Source organism: Synechococcus sp. WC10meta, from assembly GCF_047461475.1.
In genome coordinates this window covers 21,170-37,559 of sequence record NZ_JANSHF010000019.1, presented here as the reverse complement: position 1 = coordinate 37,559, position 16,390 = coordinate 21,170, and the positions used below count along the sequence as shown (strand labels likewise).

Below are 16,390 nucleotides of genomic sequence, written 5' to 3'. Positions count from 1 at the left end.
GCACCAGGTCGTGGGAAGGGTTGGTTTGAATAAAGCCATGTCCCTCTAGTTTGGCGCCGTCGCAGCTAAAGAGCTGGAATTGAGGGCTCCAGTAGAACTTCAGTTGCTTTGCCGCCATGCTCTAGCCGTCCTCTTGTCCAATGACGGGATCCCTTCCTCTAGAGCCTACACCTGAATTGACAAGCTGTTATGCACTATAGGCCATGGAAGAAAGCGCTGGCCTCATTTGACAATCAGCCGGAGATCAAGCTCTCCATCATTGGCAAAGTCGGAGCCGCCTTCGCACAAGACAGACTTCAGCCCCCCTATTAGGATCCAAGCGGCTGGTCGAGCTAGAGTCAGCTGAGCCTACTTCCGCCGCTGCCGCTACGAGGCAAGGGCTCTGACCACGCAGCGCTTGCCGCCGGCGAGGGTAGAATGCCAGGCTGAGAGCAAAAGCAGCATTGGCAATGGGTGAAGACATGACACAGCGTGCTCAGCAGGGATCCCCAGTTGGCAGCAGGGCCGAGCGGTGGGAGGGGGGGAGGAAATCGCTCCGGCTGGTTTTGGCCGCTGTATTGCTTTGGGCGGTTTGGCTGGGTGGGATCCCGGCGCTGGCGCTGCCCCAAGGGGATGCCATTACCGATCCGCGTACTCTCTTGCGGCGGGCCCTGCCCATCCAGGACAGTCGGATTTGGGAAATCGATGAAGCCATCACCAAAATCGAGGCGGACCTGAAGTACAACCGCTGGTCAGCCGTGCGGGGGGATGTGCGCCAGGTGGAGCGGCTTCTGGACCGCTATACGGATCCCCTGCTGGCGGAGTTGCCCCCTGAGCAAGCTGCTGCCGCCTCTGAAGAAATTGCCGCTCTGCGGCAGGAGTTGCAAACCATCAACCAGGCCACGGAGCGCAAACCCAAGGGCAAAGAAGAGGCTCGCGCCGCCTACGACCGTCTGGTGGACAAACTGGGATCCCTGGAGAGCAAGTGGGTGGGGGCTTTCCCCTACGAGATCCCGCAGGAGTATGCCGACAGGCCCCAGCTCCTGGGCCGAGCAGAAGTGGAGCTGAACACCACCGCTGGGCGTATGGTGATCACCCTCGATGGCTATAGTGCTCCAATCACTGCCGGCAACTTCGCTGACTTGGTGCAGCGGGGCTTCTACGATGGCCTGACCTTTGATCGAGTGGAGAAATTCTTCCTTGTGCAAGCCGGGGATCCCCCTGGCCCTGCCGACGGCTATGTGGATCCGGCCACGGGCAAAGTTCGCACCATTCCTCTGGAGATTCGCGCCAAAGGTGAATTAATGCCCCGCTACGGCCAGACTTTTGAGCAACTGGGCCTCTGGGATGTGGAGCCGGCTTTGCCTTTTTCTGCCGAGGGAACAGTGGCTATGGCTCGCTATCTAGAGGATCCCAACAGCGCCTCTTCTCAGTTCTTCATCTTCATGGCCGAGCCGGATCTCACCCCCGCCGGCCTCAACCTCATGGATGGCCGCTACGCTGTGTTTGGGTATGTTACTGAAGGCACCGAGGTGCTGCGCAAAATTAAGCTGGGGGATCGCATTCTAAGCGCCCGCATCATCTCGGGCAAAGAAAACCTCAAAAATGCCTAAAGCCGTTTCCGCAAGCGAGGGGAATCCCCAAGAGGCAGTATGATCGGTAGGGCTGGCAAGCCCCAGCTTGCAGGATGCCCTTGCCTAGGAGACAGGGGGAAGCGACTGTGAGGTACTTCAGCAGGCAAGTCCGTCGGGGTCAATCCTCGCTAGGGCAGGAGCGCTGGGCTCTTGTCGAGGCCCGCCTTGAGCAACTGCTTAGAGCCGCTGAAGCCAACTTGCAGGCCAATGCCGAGTTGCGCCAACAGCAAGAGAAGCTGCAGCGCCAACTGGAGGCCGAGTGCCGCCAAAGCCAAGCTCTGCGCGACGCCATCGTTGACCTGCGCGCTAGCGTCATGGAGCTGCGGGAGGGACAGGCCTTCTGGCAAAGCCAGGTAGACGATCTGCGCACCTGCCTGCGGGATCTGCTCAAAGAACACAGTGAGCTGGTGCAGATCATTGCCCAGCAGCAGCACATTCTCAAGGATTGTAAGGAAGTCATCCGCGCCATTCTGGAACACATGCGGGACGACCACCGCGACTTTCGCTCTGCCCTCAACATCTTGCTGGAGGAACTGCACCAGACCGTGCGCTGCTTAGTTCTCCAGTCAGGTGGCTCCCTTCCCAAATCTGTCCGCCATCCTGAAGCGCCAGAGGTCGATCCCGCCGCCGACAAAACCTCTTTGGCCTAGCGCCCTTCTGCACTGGCTAGATCACCCTTTCCTCTGGCAACCACTAGAGAATCTGGGTTCGCCGGGGATCGCCGAAGGTTTTCTTCAGGTGGCGCAGCTCTTTCTTTAAGTAGTTCAAGAGCTTGCGGCGGTCGCTGAGTAGCCCCTGCAATTCTTCAATGCGGGCCTGTAACTGGGACTGCTCTTGCTGCAACCGTTCCCGTTCCAAGGCCGTCAGGCGGCGCAGAGGCATGGCTAAGATGGTCTCCGCCTGCTGAGGGGTACAACCCAAGCGGGCCTGCAGTTGGGCTTTGGCGGTGGCGCCATCGGATGCTTGCTGCAGCAGGTTGATCACCCCCTGCAGATTGGCCAGGGCCAGCACCATCCCCGCCACTTCTTCTACCTTGCGCTGTAGCTGCTGCAGTTCGGCGCGGAACAGGCGGTTGAGGGTGGCTTCGCGAAACTGTAAAAAATGCTGCAAGATTTGCTTCAGGTTAAGCTGCTGCGGCTTGCCATCCACCAAGGCCAGCAGGATTACCCCGAAGTTGCTCTGCAAAGGGGTCAGCTCATAGAGCTGCTGCAAAACCTCCTGGGGATTGGCCTCTCGCTTAAGCTCCACTACCACGCGAATGCCCTTGCGATCCGACTCATCCCGCAAGTCGGCAATGCCGCTGAGACGACCCTGGGCAACCAGCTCTGCCACTTTCTCAATCCAGGCGGCTTTGTTCACCTGGTAGGGAAACTCGGTGATGACCAGGGCGGGCCGCCGGTAGCGTCCTTTGCCCGGCTGAGCCTCCTCAAAGTGGGCCACTCCCCGCAGGGTGATGGAGCCACGCCCGCTGAGATAGGCTTCGCGGATCCCTTGGCTGTCGACAATCTGGCCGCCGGTGGGAAAGTCCGGCCCCGGGATCCAGCGCAACAGCTCCTCGGCGCTGAGGTTGGGACGGTCAATCAGAGCCAGCAGGCCGTCCACCACTTCTCCCAAGTTGTGGGGCGGAATACTGGTGGCCATGCCTACGGCGATCCCGGAAGCGCCATTGAGGAGCAAGATGGGCAGGCGGGCTGGCAAAACGGTCGGCTCGATGTGGGATCCGTCGAAATTGGGGGCAAAATCGACGACCTCTTCCGAGAGCTGCTCCAGAAGCACTCTGTGGCTCAGGGTCGACAGTCGGCACTCTGTGTAGCGCATGGCTGCCGGCGGGTCGTTGTCCACCGAACCGAAGTTGCCGTGTCCCGCCACCAGGGGATAGCGGCTGGAAAAGTCTTGGGCCATGCGCACCAGCGCGTCATAAACTGCCTGATCCCCGTGCGGGTGGTATTTCCCCAGCACCTCCCCCACCACCCGAGCGCATTTGCGGTAGGGGCGATCCGGCGTCAGGCCCAGCTCGTGCATGGCGTAGAGGATACGGCGATGGACTGGCTTGAGGCCATCCCGCACATCTGGCAAGGCCCGCCCCACGATCACGCTCATGGCGTATTCCAGGTAGGAGCGCTGCATCTCCTCCCGCAAATCGGTTGCAATCACCCGCCCTGGACGGGATCCCGGTAGTTGCCGAGTCATGACCCAGCGGAGCCTCTAGCGCTGTTTCGTCTCCAGAAAGTGCCCTGCAGGGAATGCTAGCCTAGGCTGTGAGAGCTGGCGTCCAGATGGCAAGGGAGTGGCAGAGCTATGCAGCCCAAGACCCTTGGGTCGGCCCTGAAATTGATGGTAGCTGCTGCTGCTATTAGCGCCGCCATCAAATACGGTGGCCCCTACCTGGCCTTGCCGAAGACTCTGCCGGTAATGGTCACCATGATTGCTTCCCCTGCTGTGGTTATGGCCGCCCTTCTGTGGCGCTGGCAACAGCGCTCTTCCCTCTCCCCAACCCTTACCCAAGACCTTCAGGGCTCGCCACCAACGGCAGGGTTTGAAGACCTGGACTGACCTTCCCCCTAGTGGAGACAAACGATAGGCCGGATCGCTACCGCTGGGTAAGGCGCAGGGTTACTGTCGGGCTAGTTTGGCTGCCAGAAGTAGCCGTGAGGTTGACCTGATACACCGTGCCGGCGGCCGGAATGGGGGTCGGACGGTGATGGTAAAACGGCCCTGCCCATCGGCCTGGACAGTTTGGTTCATCACCGTCTGCTGAGCGCTGAGAATGCCCTCCAGTGAAGTTGAGGCCGTTACTGTTACCCGCACCGAAGCATTGGGAGCTGTGGTGCCTTGCAGCGTAAAGGAAGAGCCGGCAACCCGATCCCCGTCCCGCAAGTTAGTAATCTGGGGCACTAAGCTGGGGACAGTGGTAGTTGCGGAAACTTCTTGGGCGGCAAGACGCTGGATACCGCCGCCAGCCCCCTCGATCCAGCGAGCTGGCTGTTCTGCAGTCATAAAGCGCACCTGGCCGTTGTTTTCCAAACGCGCAATGACGATCCCTTCGCGGGTAGCATCTTTCGGTTCAACGAGGACGTTGACCACGTAAGTGCCGCTGGAAACTTCCCGGGCCTGTAGAGTTTGCACCTGCCGTCCATCCTGAACGAGGTAAACGGTTACTCGGCTAGAGGGAGTGCCTTTAACGGTTACCCGCAAGATCTCGCCTGCTGACAGGGGGCGATGGCCGGCGTTGTGATCAATTAGATCAATGGAGGATCAATGGAGGCACGGACAGGGCTGCCCACCGTAAAGCTCCAGGTGACGCGGCGGGTCACTCCCTGGGTGTTGGTGAACTCCAGCAAGGCTTCGTGACGCCCTGACGGCAGGGGCTGAGGGGGACGGTAGGTAAAGAAATCGCGCGTGATCACTGCTTCCGAGGTAACCTCTCTGCCATTCAGGAAAACCCTCACCGTTTCCGGGCGTACGCTGACCCCATTTTGGCTGCGAAAAGAAGCCGAGATTGGAGAGGTAGGCTCAACATCGGTGGCCGCCTGAGCCGGGCTGGGATCCGTAACTTGCTGGGCCTTTGCTGGCAAGCTTGCCAACCCCACAATCGCCGCGCCAGCCACCAGAACCCTGCGAAACCGGGGACACCACTGATTGCTCATGAGACCGTCCAAAGGAAAAGTTGAGTTGGGGCAGCTTTACCCCTGCCTAGCCAGAAGCTGGATCCCAGCCTCCTCTCTGCATCCTGTTCCAGCTGGCAACCTCTGTCAATACACTTGAGCCTCTGGGGGGCTTTGCTCTCTGGAGATGCAGGGATTCCCACCAACATCAATTGACGAAGATGGCGCCTGTCTCTTGCAGGTCTAGGCAGTGATCGCCCGAAACGTCGTTGACTAGGCGCACCTCCACGGTGATTACATTCGCGGGATCCACACTCACCTGGTAGCCCACCGGCCCCAACATGGGCGTGTTGATGGCCAGGCAGTTGGGGAGGGTCAGGTTGCTCAAGCGCAGCGTTTCTCCCGGCTGCAGTTCCGAGATACCCTGGCGCGGATCGGTAAAGCCGTACTCCAAAGGCAGGCCAGTGCGGTTGCGGACTACCACCTCAACAGGTGGGGTGGGGTTGAAGCGAGCCACTGGCCGGTCAAAGACCGCTTGATCCACACCCACTGGCAGGCGCGGCAGCGGCACCGTTTGGAGGGCAGGCTGAGCGGCAACCCAGGGGGATCCCTGGAGCAGCATTCCACTGATCCCGCCAGCCAGTAGAGCTGCTACCCTCCCACCCTTGCTTTTGCCTAGCTTTGAGGTGCTCATACGCTACAGGCTAGGGATCCCTGCTGGGCGTATCAAGGGTTAGCCTAGGAGACGACGGGCAGTATTGAGCACATTCTCCACCGTGAAGCCAAACTTCTCCATACACACGGGGCCAGGGGCAGAAGCGCCGAAGCGGTCAATGCCAATGGCTACCCCCTCAAAACCCAGGTACTTGTGCCAGCCAAAGGTGGAGCCCGCCTCGATGGAGATGCGCTTAGTAACGCTGGGGGGTAAGACAGAGTCCCGGTAACTCTGAGGCTGGGCCTCAAACAGCTCCATGCAGGGCATGGAGACCACGCGCACCGCCCGGCCTTCCTGCTTCAGTTGGGCAGCAGCCTTCACCGCCAGCTCCAGCTCTGAGCCGGTGGCGATCAAGATTAGCTCCGGGTTGGGGGCATCCACCACCACGTAGGCTCCCTTGGCCACTCCCTCCACAGAGGTACCTTCCACGGGATTGACCGCCTGCCGGGTAAACACCAGCACCGAGGGGGTGGACTTGGACTCGAGGGCTACTTGGTAGGCTCCTACCGTCTCGCGAGCATCAGCAGGGCGAATGACGTAGAGGTTGGGGATAGCCCGCAGGGAGGCCAGCGTCTCGATGGGCTGGTGGGTGGGGCCGTCCTCTCCCAGGGCAATGGAGTCGTGGGTCATCACATGGAGCACCCGCGCCCGCGAGAGGGCTGACAGGCGAATGGCCGGCCGCATGTAGTCGCTGAAAACCAAGAAGGTGGCGTCGTAGGGGATAAGGCCGCCGTGCAGGGCCATGCCGTTGGCGATAGCTCCCATAGCGTGTTCCCGGACTCCAAAGCGGAAGTTGCGCCCGTGGTAGGAGCCGGCCTGAAATTCTGGGATCCCCTTCAAGTAAGTCATGTTGGAGTGGGCCAGATCGGCAGATCCGCCCAGCAGCTCAGGTACCGCCTTGGCCAAGGCGTTAAGGCAAAGACCCGAGAGATTGCGGGTGGACTCCCTGCCGATTTCGGCAATTGGCGCTAGGGCTTCTTTCCAGCCCACAGGCAGCTCGCCCGCCATGATCCGTTTAAACTCAGCAGCCTCTTCTGGGTAGGCCTTCTCGTAGGCGGCAAAGCGCTCGTTCCACTCGGCCTCGGCCCTGGCCCCTCTTTCAATGGCCTGGCGGAAGTGGGCCAGCACTTCGTCGGGAATGTAAAACTCAGGCTCCAGCGGCCAGCCCAGGTTTTGCTTGGTGAGCTTCACCTCCTCTGGCCCCAGCGGTGCTCCGTGGACGCTCTCAGTGCCAGCTTTGTTGGGGGAGCCGTAGCCAATGGTGGTCTCGACAATGATCAGGGAAGGCTTGTCGGTAACTTCTTTGGCTTTCTGGATAGCGTCGGCGATCCCTTTCAGGTCGTGGTTGCCGTCCTCCACTTTTTGCACATGCCAGCCGTAGGCCTCGTAGCGTTTGCCCACATCTTCGGTAAAGGTAATTTCCGTTCTGCCATCGATGGAGATGTGGTTGCTGTCGTAGAGCATGATCAGCTTGCCCAGTTTGAGGTGGCCAGCTAAAGAGGCCGCTTCCGAGGCCACCCCCTCCATGTTGCAGCCGTCGCCCAGGATCACGTAGGTGTAGTGGTCAACAATCGTGTGGCCAGGCTTGTTAAAGCGGGCCGCAAGGTGAGCTTCAGCAATGGCCAGCCCTACTGCATTGGCCACCCCCTGCCCTAGAGGACCCGTGGTCACCTCCACGCCGGGGGTTTCAAAGTTTTCCGGGTGGCCGGGGGTTTTGGATCCCCACTGGCGAAACTGCTTGAGATCTTCAAGACTGACGTCAAAGCCGGTCAGATGTAGCAGAGCATACAGCAGCATGCAGCCGTGGCCTGCCGAGAGGACAAAGCGATCCCGATCCACCCACTTGGGGTTGCGGGGGTTGAACTTCAGAAACTGCTGCCAAAGCACATAGGCCATGGGTGCTGCCCCCATCGGCAGGCCAGGGTGGCCGGAGTTGGCCTTCTGAACAGCATCCACCGCCAAAAAACGAATGGTGTTGATGGCAAGTTGTTCCAGAGAGGGAGGAGCAGCAACAACCATGTGGGATCCCTATCGCTCGACACTCGCTTTCCAGTATGCCTTGGTACTCCCGCCAACCAAAGCAGGGAATACCTATGAAAAGGTTTGCAAAGGCGCTACCTGCCCCCGCTTTGGCCCCCTCAGCAAGCTGCACCGCCTTGGCAACCGCGTTAGCGGGACAAAGCCCTTGGCTTCGTATCGGCCAACCCTAGTCTAGTACAAGTTGGTAATCAAAGTGCTTGCGGGCTTTCGCCCTGCCCTCAAGGCGGATAAGCTAAGAGATACACGAGTTGCCGTTGGCGGCTAGTTGGAGGGTTTTCTTTGAGTGCCGTTGCTTCCCCTAGTGGCAAACCAGCCTGGCTGCGGGCCAAGGCACCTCAGCGGGTGGGATCCGTCAAACAACTGCTGCGGGACTTAGGTCTGAACACCGTCTGCGAAGAGGCCTCTTGTCCCAACCTAGGAGAGTGCTTTGCCAACGGCACCGCCACCTTCTTAATCATGGGCCCAGCCTGCACCCGCGCCTGCCCCTACTGCGATATCGACTTCACCAAGCGCCCTTTGCCTTTGGATCCCACCGAGCCGCTGCGAGTGGCAGAGGCTGTGCAACGGCTGGGGTTGCGTCATGCCGTGATTACCTCCGTCAACCGGGACGATCTCCCCGATGGGGGAGCCAGCCAGTTTGTTGCCTGCATTACCGAAATCCGCCGCCGCATGCCCCAGACAACCATCGAGGTCTTGATCCCGGACTTGTGCGGCAACTGGCAGGCCTTGGAGCAGATTCTCGCTGCCCGCCCCACGGTGCTTAACCACAACACCGAAACCGTGCCCCGCCTCTACCGGCGGGTGCGCCCCCAGGGGAACTACGAGCGCTCCCTTAAGCTGCTAGAATTGGCGCGGCAGTGGGATCCTGGCCTTTACACCAAGTCGGGAGTAATGCTGGGGCTAGGAGAAACTGCGGCAGAGATTTTGCAGGTGATGCAGGATCTACGGCGGGTAGGCTGCGACATCCTCACTCTTGGCCAATACCTGGCGCCCAGCCCCAAGCACCTGCCCGTGGAGCGCTACGTGCCCCCAGAGGAGTTTGACCACTGGCGACGGGTGGGGGAAGAGCTGGGCTTTTTGCAGGTGGTGTCCTCCCCGCTTACCCGCAGCTCCTACCATGCCGAGGCTGTCCAAGAGCTGATGCAGCGCTTTCCCCGACAAGGAACTGTAGGCCCAGGGAGGGATTTTCTACGCTAGGGGGATGCGGTAGGATTGAAATGAAGAGATAGGAGGGGCAGGCGGCCGCGTCCTCGCTGTCGCCACTAGACAGCAGGATGAGGAAAGTCCGGGCTTTCAGAAGAACACACCGCTGGGGAAAGCCCAGTGCGGGAAACCGCGAGGATAGTGCCACAGAAACATACCGCCGATGGCTGGGAGTCCAGCACAGGTAAGGGTGCAAAGGTGGGGTAAGAGCCCACCAGCAGCGTCGTGAGGCGCTGGCTCGGTAAACCCCGGTGGAAAGCAAGGCCGCAGCCGCAGGACTATGGCTGTTCTTCGCCCCTGTCGGCTGCACCGAGGTCACGGTACTCAGCCAAGTGGTTGGGGAAGGGTGGTCTCGGTGGTGGTGAGCCGCTAGAGGGTGATGGCAACATCACTCCCAGAGAGATGGCCGCCAGTGGGGGCTGCTCTTCGGAGTACCCCACTACAGAACCCGGCTTACAACCTCCTCATCTCTTCTCTTTTTTTAGGTTTCCTTCATCCCCCTCAAGGCCGCCATCCACAGCTTTACACAGATATCGAGAAGAGAGGCGGCGCTGATGTCATTTTCAGAAGTGCCTTTGTCCCCTGGATTAGAGGAGGGCTGGTTACCGTCGTCGGCAGGCAAGCCAGCGGTAACGGCCAACACAGCTGTCCCCAGAATCATCAGGTGGAGAACCCCAGCAGCTGCGTGAAGGCGCTCCGGGTCAATTGCCTGGAGTTCGGGGCTGGGGATCTGCTGCAGGTAGCCGGCTAGCTGCTCTTGGGCCTGCAGGAAGCCTGCTCTCAAGGCGCGGCGATGCTCCTCGGAGTAGAAGCCTGCTTCTCCCACCAATGAGCGCACCAGCTCAGGGTTATTGGCTAGAGCCTGGAAGCAGGTTTGGACATAGCGCAGGAGAATGGCTTGCAGCTCAGAGCTCTGGAAGGTGGCAGGAGCCGCCGGCAGGGGTAAGTCGGCAATGCCGGAGAAAACTCCCAGCTCACCGAATACGGCTAGGAGGAGTCCCTGCTTGCTGCCAAAGTGGCGAAACAGGGTTACTTCGTGAACCCCCGCCAAGTCTGCAATTTGGCGGGTGGTAGTCTGGGCAATGCCCTGTCGGACGAATAGCTCTCGAGCTGCCTTTAGCAGCCTTTGCCGGGAAGAAGGACGTGCCATGGTAGGGGATGGGGTAAGGAGCCAAGAGAAGATCCTGAAGACGAGAAGCAATCTGCAAGTATCGCTTGCACTTGGGGTGAAATATCGTTAAGCTTAACCTCAGGCCAGATGACATCGTCTGCTCTGTTGCCCTCTTGCTGCTGTCCGCTTGCCTTGCTAAAACTTGCCCTGGCAAGGGTGGGGAAGGCACACTGCGTTTCCTAGTGCTGGGGGCGGCAACCGTGCAGGGAGCGATTGGACTCTGCGCCACTTTACTTCATCTACCTTGAGGTTTAGCTAGTTCATGGCAATCTCTCTTTCCCCCAAGTCCTTGGGCAACTCCGACGGCTCCGCATCCCAAAAGTCTTTCCGCTTTGCTTGGGAATTTGCTCTTTTTTTCCTGGTTCTCCACGCCATTGCTTTGGTGGGCGGCATTCTTTTCTTCTCTTGGCCTGCTTTGGGAGTGGCCCTATTTTTCCACTGGTGTTTTGGCAGCTTGGGGATTTGCCTAGGGTATCACCGCCTTCTCAGCCATCGCAGCTTTCAAGTGCCTAAGTGGCTGGAATACGTCTTTGCTACGCTCGGTACTCTGGCTCTTCAAGGAGGGCCAATCTTTTGGGTAGGTGGCCATCGCCAGCATCACGCATTTACTGAGGATGAGGAAAAGGATCCCTACTCGGCCCGCAAAGGCTTTTGGTGGAGCCACATGCTTTGGCTAATCTACCAGCGAGAAGAATTTTTCAACCCTGAGAAGTATTTTGCCTTTGCGCCCGACTTGGCTCGGGATCCCTTTTACCGCTGGCTGGACAAATATGGGTTGCTGCTGCAACTGCCGCTAGCTGCCGTGCTCTATCTGTGGGGAGGTTGGTCGTTCGTTATCTACGGCATTTTTGTACGGACGGTGCTGCTGCTGCACTGCACCTGGCTGATCAATTCGGCCAGTCACTTTTGGGGCTATCGAACTTTCGAGAGCAACGACAATGCCCGCAACCTTTGGTGGGCTGCCCTTTTGACCTACGGCGAAGGCTGGCATAATAACCACCACGCTGATCCAAAGTGTGTAAAAGCAGGCTTGCGTTGGTGGGAAATTGACATGACCTACTGGGTCATTTGGGTGCTGGCGCAGCTAGGCTTGGCCCGTAAGTTGCACCTACCAGCTCAAAGCCAGTAACCCTCCGAGGCACTCCTGCCCCAGAACTTTCCCAGCTAAAAATAGGCCAGGGATCCTTTTCTGGGATCCCTATTCGGCAAGCAGAGGGAACTAGTCCTCTAGAGGGCTATACTGCCATGGCCCATAGTGGTCAAGAATACGCTGAATTTGCTCTATGTCAGCCTCTGGCCCTTGGTAAATGTGCAGCGCCTCAATTTGGCTAGCGGAGTAGTTAAAGCTAGGATCTTTTTTCCATTCCAGCTGTGTTTCTACCCCGGGAACACAAGCCAAGTGGGCAGCTAGCTCCCGATAAACCATCAGGGGCATAGAAGGGTAGCGAACGGCGTAGCGTTTCAGTCCAGCCGGAATCACAGGGTTACCTTACGGGGTCTTTGCTTAGCTCTGCTTCCTTATTTGTTGGATAACACAGTCTGGCCACAGGGATAAGAGGGGGGAAATACTTTCTGGCGAACATCCTCAGCAAAAGCTTCCACTGCTTCCCGGATTACCTGTCTTAAGTTGGCGTAGGCCTTAGCAAAAGGTGGGATCCGCTCGCTTAGGCCTAGGAGGTCATGGGTGACGAGGATCTGGCCATCACAGCCTGGGCCAGCCCCAATTCCCAAGGTTGGAATCCGGAGTTGCTGGGTAATTTGGGCAGCTAAGTCCGCCGGCATGTGTTCTAGAACTAGAGCAAAAGCCCCGGCTTGCTCTAGGTTTAAAGCTTCCTGGCGCAGCCGCTCCGCCTCTTCCGGCGTTTTCCCTTGCTGGCGGTAGCCCCCCAGCTGGTGTTTGGCCTGGGGCGTGAGGCCGATGTGGCCTAGAACGGGGATCCCTCGCTGCACCAGAAAGGCCACCGTCTCAACCATGGCCGGGTAGCCCCCTTCCAGCTTCACTCCATTTACCCCCGCCTCCTTCATCAGCCGTCCTGCCGAGAAGAGGGCCTGTTCTTTGCAGACTTGGTAGCTCAAGAAAGGCAAGTCGGCCACCAAAAAGGCCCGTTCTACGCCGCGGCGCACCGCCTGGGCATGGTGGATCATCTGCTCCAGGGTCAAGGGCAGGGTGCTGCTATGGCCCAGGCTGGTCATAGCCAGGCTATCGCCCACCAGGATTAGGTCAATCCCAGCCTGATCCAAAATCTGGGCTGTGACGTAGTCGGCAGCTGTGAGGGCCACCAGCGGTTGACCGGTCTGCTTAGCCTGGCGGAAGTGGTGAATGGAGAGGGCAGCCATACTTCCTATGATCTCATCGAGTCGCATCCTCCGCATTCTGGGGGCGAGGATCCGGTCAGGATAGCCCGTTTGCCGCTAAGATAGTAAAGCGCTATGCAAACTGGAAGGGTGACAGAGTGGTTGATTGTGGCGCTCTCGAAAAGCGTTGTGGCCGCAAGGTCACCGTGGGTTCGAATCCCACCCCTTCCGTGTTCACGGCTCCTGCGTTACAGGCTCAACTGCATCCCCTCATCCAGCGCCTCTCGGAGGCGATTTTAGAGCTATGGGGATCCCACTTTGCCCTGGCCCCTTACGACCTGCCAGAGGATCTGGGCTACGTAGAGGGCCGCTTAGAGGGCGAGAAACTGCAGATTGAAAACCGCTGCTACCAGGGGGGGCCCTTCCGCAAGCTGCACCTAGAGCTGGCCCAGGCTGGCCAAAGCCTGGATATCCTCCACTGTGTTATGTTTCCACAGCCGCAGTACCCGCTGCCCCTGTTTGGCTGTGACATTGTGGCTGGTCGCGGCCAGGTGAGCGCCGCCATCGTCGATCTCTCACCGGTCACTCCCACTTTGCCGGATCCCTACATCCGGGAGCTGGAAGCTGTAGGAGCTCATTTAGCCCCTTTCCAACACCGGCGCCAGTTGCCACCTTGGGGCACGATTTTTTCCCCCTACTGCCTATTCATACGTCCTAGCGATGCAGCAGAGGCCGAGCGCTTTTTGCACTTTGCTTGCCGTTACCTGGAGATTCACTGCCACCTGGCGCAACAGATCTCCCCGCAGACGGATCCCCAGCAGATCCTGCTCCACTACCAAGGGCAGCAGCGCTACTGCAGCCAACAACAGCAGAACGACCGCACCCGCCGTGTTTTGGAAAAAGCCTTTGGCGCCGCCTGGGCTGAGCGTTACCTGAGCACCGTCCTTTTCGATTCGCCTCCCAATCCTGTGCAGATCTAGACGGGATCCCCCTGCAGCCGCTGCTGGATGTTCAGGGCCAATTTTTGCCTCAGGAATTCCGGCATGGTTAGAGTTGAGTCGGGACCTAGCAAGTAGAAAATAAAGCGCGCTCGGTTGCGGCGAAACATCAAATTGAGGTTAACAACGGTTAAATCCTCCTGCGCCAGGGCCCTCATCACCCGGTAAAACACGCCCAGTTGGTTGTCTACATCCACCAACAGCGTGGGCAGGTGAAACACTGGGTCAAAGTAAAAAGAAACCTGTACGTCTTTCAGGCTGGCTTTGAGATCGAACTCCAGCGCCAGGGTTTCGTGAACAGGAAACACCCCGGCCAGACACTCGTGAATGGCTCGCTCTAGGTTGAGCTTGGCTTGAGAGGAAAGGCTGTGGCCATCACGGGAGACCGTGAGGCGGATAAATACCAAGTGGGGCGAGTAGATCTGCCCGTAGAGATGGATGCCGTGCAGCGAAAGATTGAAGGCAGTCAGCACCCCAAATAGGTCGCTGAGCAGAGAAGGCCGGTTGCGATAGGCTAGACAAACCACCGTCTTGCCCCGCTCGTCCTGCATCTGCACCACTGCCCTACGGGTTTGATAAAGGGCATAGGCCAGACGCAAGTTTTGCACCTGGATCTCACTGCTAACAAACTGGCTGTAAAAAGGTGGAAAACTCTCGTTGAAGCGCCGCATCAGAGCGGTTCGGGTCAGCGGGATCGAGTTCTTGGCAGGGCCGACCCTGGGCAAGGGGGGAGCCTCAGCCCCACTTTCCCTAGCCATCTCGAGGGAGGGTGGAGTGTCTTGTTCTGCTGACTGCTCAGCTGCCATCTCTCTCACCCCTTCCGCTCGACAAAGCACAACCCGACTCCACTCACCCGCACGGAGCTTTAAGGGGAGGCAAAGCGCGCGTCCAATTAAACTCTATCTCACGGGATCAAGGAGGGCATCAAAAACCCCCCAGCAGGGGGAGCTGCAGGGCAGCGGGTGATCCTAAATTAGAACAAGAACTGGTTTGGCCAAGCCAACGGCATCCCTTTGGCAGCCTTTTTGTTTTCCCGTTCAAGAACTCCCGCCGTGAGCAGGACTGTTGCCGATCCCTCCTCGCGTTCCTCTGCCCAGGTGCCGGATCCGGGTGGAGCCTGGTGGGATCTCCACATCCTCGCCTCCCCTGTGCAGGAAGACCAGATCTTCTGGCGGCTGGAGAGCTTTGGCTGTCAGGGCATGGCCAGCCAGGCTTATGGCGAAGACCAAATTAGCATTCACGCCTATTTGCCCTGCTTCCGCGCCACTCTTTTGGACTTGGCGGCTCTGGCGCTGCGCCTGCGGCAAGATGCCCTCGTGGCCGGCCAGCCCCTTCCCAAGCTGCACTGGGAACGAATGGAAGCAGAGGATTGGAGCAACAGTTGGAAGCAACACTGGCGGCCTGAGCCAGTGGGAGAGAGGCTGCTCATCTGTCCAGCCTGGCTGGATCCACCCCCTCACCCTGGCCGTCTCCTGCTGCGGCTGGATCCGGGCATGGCCTTTGGCACAGGCACCCATCCGACCACCCAGCTTTGCCTGGAAGCCCTGGAGATGCGCCTAGGAGCGGGTACAGAGGGGGTGACGGTAGCCGATGTGGGCTGCGGTTCGGGCATTCTGTCGGTGGCGGCAGCCCTCTTAGGGGCCAAGCGGGTTTATGCTGTGGATGTTGACCCGCTGGCGGTGCAGGCAGCACTCCACAATCGCGACCTCAATGGCCTTACAGACCGGATCGAGGTGGCTCAGGGCAGTCTGGAACGCATTCCGGAGATGGTGGATGGACTGGTGTGCAACATTCTGACCGACGTGATCCTGGATATGATCCCGGGGTTTGGCCTAGTGGTGAAGAAAGGGGGCTGGCTTATCCTCAGCGGCATTCTCCTCGAGCAGGCCAGGTTGGTTACGGAGATGTTGGAGGCCAACGAGTGGTTGGTTGCAGCCCTTTGGCGACGGGGGGAGTGGTGCTGTCTGAACGCACGCGCTCTCTAAGTTCCCTGCCCCGCCTAGCTATCGACCCGGCCCAGCGGGATCCCACCGGTGGGATCTATTTAACCAGCCCGCAGCGGCACTACCTGCAGCGGGTGCACCGCCTTCGGGGGGGGGATCCCTTTTTGGTTTTGGACGGCTCCGGCAAGCTGTGGCTGGCCCATTGGCAGCCCCAGAAATGCCAAATTGTGGCTGAGGTAGAGGCCCCGCCGCGGGAATTGCCCGTTTACCTGCATCTGGGCTTAGCAGTGGTCAAGGGGCCGGGATTTGACGAGGTGTTTCGCCAGGTTACCGAGCTGGGGGTAGCGCGCATTACCCCTCTGCTGACGGAGCGCACCGTGGTGGAGCCGGGATCGGGGCGGCAGGAACGCTGGCAAAAAATTGTGCGGGAGGCAACAGAACAGTGTGAGCGGCTGCACTGGCCTCAAATTGACCTGCCTACTTCCTGGAGCCGCTGGCTGGCTGAGCTCAAGGCCAACTGGTGGGGCATAGCGGTTGCCCGCCAAAACGCCCCCCCGCTGCTGCAAGTCCTGCCGCCTCTAAGGGGTGCCGTCGTGGCGCTGGCTATTGGCCCAGAAGGTGGCTGGACAGAGACGGAGCGCCGCCAAGCGGAAGCCCACGGCGGAGTGCCTGTTTCTTTGGGCCCTACGATCCTGCGATCCACCACCGCGGCGGTGGCCGCTGCCAGCCAAGTTGCCGCTTTCTACGCTAGCTTGAGCCCTTGAGCCGAGGCTAGCTCTGCCCCCCGCCAGCAGGGCGATATTATGG

16 protein-coding genes, 1 tRNA gene, 1 other RNA gene and 1 pseudogene are annotated in these 16,390 nt (G+C 59.4%); 10 read left to right on the top strand and 9 right to left on the bottom strand.

Annotation, left to right across the window (positions count from 1 at the left end):
• Window positions 1-461: 461 nt before the first annotated feature.
• Together NW804_RS09160 and NW804_RS09155 are read left to right on the top strand one after the other, a co-directional pair.
• Complete coding sequence (locus NW804_RS09160) at window positions 462-1,592, top strand: peptidylprolyl isomerase (protein WP_414423379.1); 1,131 nt, start codon at window positions 462-464, stop codon at window positions 1,590-1,592.
• Between the two features lie 107 nt (window positions 1,593-1,699).
• Entirely contained in the window at window positions 1,700-2,263 is a 564-nt protein-coding gene (locus tag NW804_RS09155; protein WP_414423378.1) for a hypothetical protein, read from the top strand.
• 46 nt (window positions 2,264-2,309) lie between these two features.
• Here NW804_RS09155 and NW804_RS09150 read toward each other — a convergent pair.
• A pseudogene (locus tag NW804_RS09150) lies at window positions 2,310-3,803 on the bottom strand (DNA gyrase/topoisomerase IV subunit A); the annotation flags it as partial.
• Window positions 3,804-3,911: 108 nt separating this feature from the next.
• Here NW804_RS09150 and NW804_RS09145 point away from each other — a divergent pair.
• Window positions 3,912-4,166 carry a hypothetical protein gene (locus NW804_RS09145; protein ID WP_414410472.1) on the top strand — a complete coding sequence of 85 codons (255 nt, stop codon included), beginning with the start codon at window positions 3,912-3,914 and terminating at the stop codon, window positions 4,164-4,166.
• 60 nt (window positions 4,167-4,226) lie between these two features.
• On the opposite strand, the gene NW804_RS09140 is transcribed toward NW804_RS09145, so the two are convergent.
• The 4 genes from NW804_RS09140 to tkt form a co-directional block, all read right to left on the bottom strand.
• Window positions 4,227-4,808 carry a hypothetical protein gene (locus NW804_RS09140; RefSeq protein ID WP_414423377.1) on the bottom strand — a complete coding sequence of 194 codons (582 nt, stop codon included), beginning with the start codon at window positions 4,806-4,808 and terminating at the stop codon, window positions 4,227-4,229.
• A 44-nt stretch (window positions 4,809-4,852) separates the two neighbouring features.
• Window positions 4,853-5,260, bottom strand: a complete 408-nt coding sequence (locus NW804_RS09135) for a hypothetical protein (RefSeq protein ID WP_414423376.1) — start codon at window positions 5,258-5,260, stop codon at window positions 4,853-4,855.
• Between the two features lie 166 nt (window positions 5,261-5,426).
• Window positions 5,427-5,912: a hypothetical protein gene (locus NW804_RS09130; protein ID WP_414423375.1), complete on the bottom strand. Its 486-nt coding sequence runs from the start codon at window positions 5,910-5,912 to the stop codon at window positions 5,427-5,429.
• A gap of 39 nt (window positions 5,913-5,951) precedes the next feature.
• Entirely contained in the window at window positions 5,952-7,952 is a 2,001-nt protein-coding gene (gene tkt, locus NW804_RS09125; RefSeq protein WP_414420015.1) for a transketolase, read from the bottom strand.
• A 300-nt stretch (window positions 7,953-8,252) separates the two neighbouring features.
• Here tkt and lipA point away from each other — a divergent pair, with 300 nt between their 5' ends.
• The gene (gene lipA / locus NW804_RS09120) at window positions 8,253-9,170 is read left to right on the top strand and encodes a lipoyl synthase (protein WP_414393624.1); all 918 of its coding nucleotides are present in this window, start codon (window positions 8,253-8,255) and stop codon (window positions 9,168-9,170) included.
• Between the two features lie 29 nt (window positions 9,171-9,199).
• An RNA gene (rnpB, locus tag NW804_RS09115) (RNase P RNA component class A) lies at window positions 9,200-9,648 on the top strand.
• A 9-nt stretch (window positions 9,649-9,657) separates the two neighbouring features.
• Here the strand turns inward: rnpB and NW804_RS09110 are convergent.
• Complete coding sequence (locus NW804_RS09110) at window positions 9,658-10,326, bottom strand: TetR/AcrR family transcriptional regulator (protein ID WP_414410466.1); 669 nt, start codon at window positions 10,324-10,326, stop codon at window positions 9,658-9,660.
• A 283-nt stretch (window positions 10,327-10,609) separates the two neighbouring features.
• Here NW804_RS09110 and NW804_RS09105 point away from each other — a divergent pair, with 283 nt between their 5' ends.
• Complete coding sequence (locus NW804_RS09105; protein ID WP_414393620.1) at window positions 10,610-11,476, top strand: acyl-CoA desaturase; 867 nt, start codon at window positions 10,610-10,612, stop codon at window positions 11,474-11,476.
• Window positions 11,477-11,566: 90 nt separating this feature from the next.
• Here the strand turns inward: NW804_RS09105 and NW804_RS09100 are convergent, their stop codons facing one another.
• Both NW804_RS09100 and panB read right to left on the bottom strand, forming a co-directional pair.
• Window positions 11,567-11,827 carry a hypothetical protein gene (locus NW804_RS09100; RefSeq protein ID WP_414423374.1) on the bottom strand — a complete coding sequence of 87 codons (261 nt, stop codon included), beginning with the start codon at window positions 11,825-11,827 and terminating at the stop codon, window positions 11,567-11,569.
• 38 nt (window positions 11,828-11,865) lie between these two features.
• Window positions 11,866-12,684, bottom strand: coding sequence for a 3-methyl-2-oxobutanoate hydroxymethyltransferase (gene panB / locus NW804_RS09095; protein WP_414393617.1), 819 nt, complete (start codon window positions 12,682-12,684; stop codon window positions 11,866-11,868).
• 102 nt (window positions 12,685-12,786) lie between these two features.
• Here panB and NW804_RS09090 point away from each other — a divergent pair.
• Both NW804_RS09090 and NW804_RS09085 read left to right on the top strand, forming a co-directional pair.
• Window positions 12,787-12,873, top strand: a tRNA-Ser gene (locus tag NW804_RS09090).
• Window positions 12,873-13,622, top strand: a complete 750-nt coding sequence (locus NW804_RS09085; protein WP_414411206.1) for a phycocyanobilin:ferredoxin oxidoreductase — start codon at window positions 12,873-12,875, stop codon at window positions 13,620-13,622. The genes NW804_RS09090 and NW804_RS09085 overlap by 1 nt, the downstream gene beginning before the upstream one ends.
• Here NW804_RS09085 and NW804_RS09080 read toward each other — a convergent pair.
• Window positions 13,619-14,446, bottom strand: a complete 828-nt coding sequence (locus tag NW804_RS09080) for a hypothetical protein (RefSeq protein ID WP_414410462.1) — start codon at window positions 14,444-14,446, stop codon at window positions 13,619-13,621. The genes NW804_RS09085 and NW804_RS09080 overlap by 4 nt on opposite strands.
• 291 nt (window positions 14,447-14,737) lie before the next feature.
• Between NW804_RS09080 and prmA the strand changes: the two genes are divergently transcribed.
• Both prmA and NW804_RS09070 read left to right on the top strand, forming a co-directional pair.
• Window positions 14,738-15,625 carry a 50S ribosomal protein L11 methyltransferase gene (gene prmA, locus NW804_RS09075; RefSeq protein WP_414410518.1) on the top strand — a complete coding sequence of 296 codons (888 nt, stop codon included), beginning with the start codon at window positions 14,738-14,740 and terminating at the stop codon, window positions 15,623-15,625.
• Window positions 15,595-16,347 (top strand): 16S rRNA (uracil(1498)-N(3))-methyltransferase, encoded by a 753-nt coding sequence (locus NW804_RS09070; RefSeq protein ID WP_414423373.1) that lies wholly within the window; start codon window positions 15,595-15,597, stop codon window positions 16,345-16,347. Before prmA ends, NW804_RS09070 begins: the two co-directional genes overlap by 31 nt.
• The last annotated feature ends 43 nt before the right edge of the window (window positions 16,348-16,390 follow it).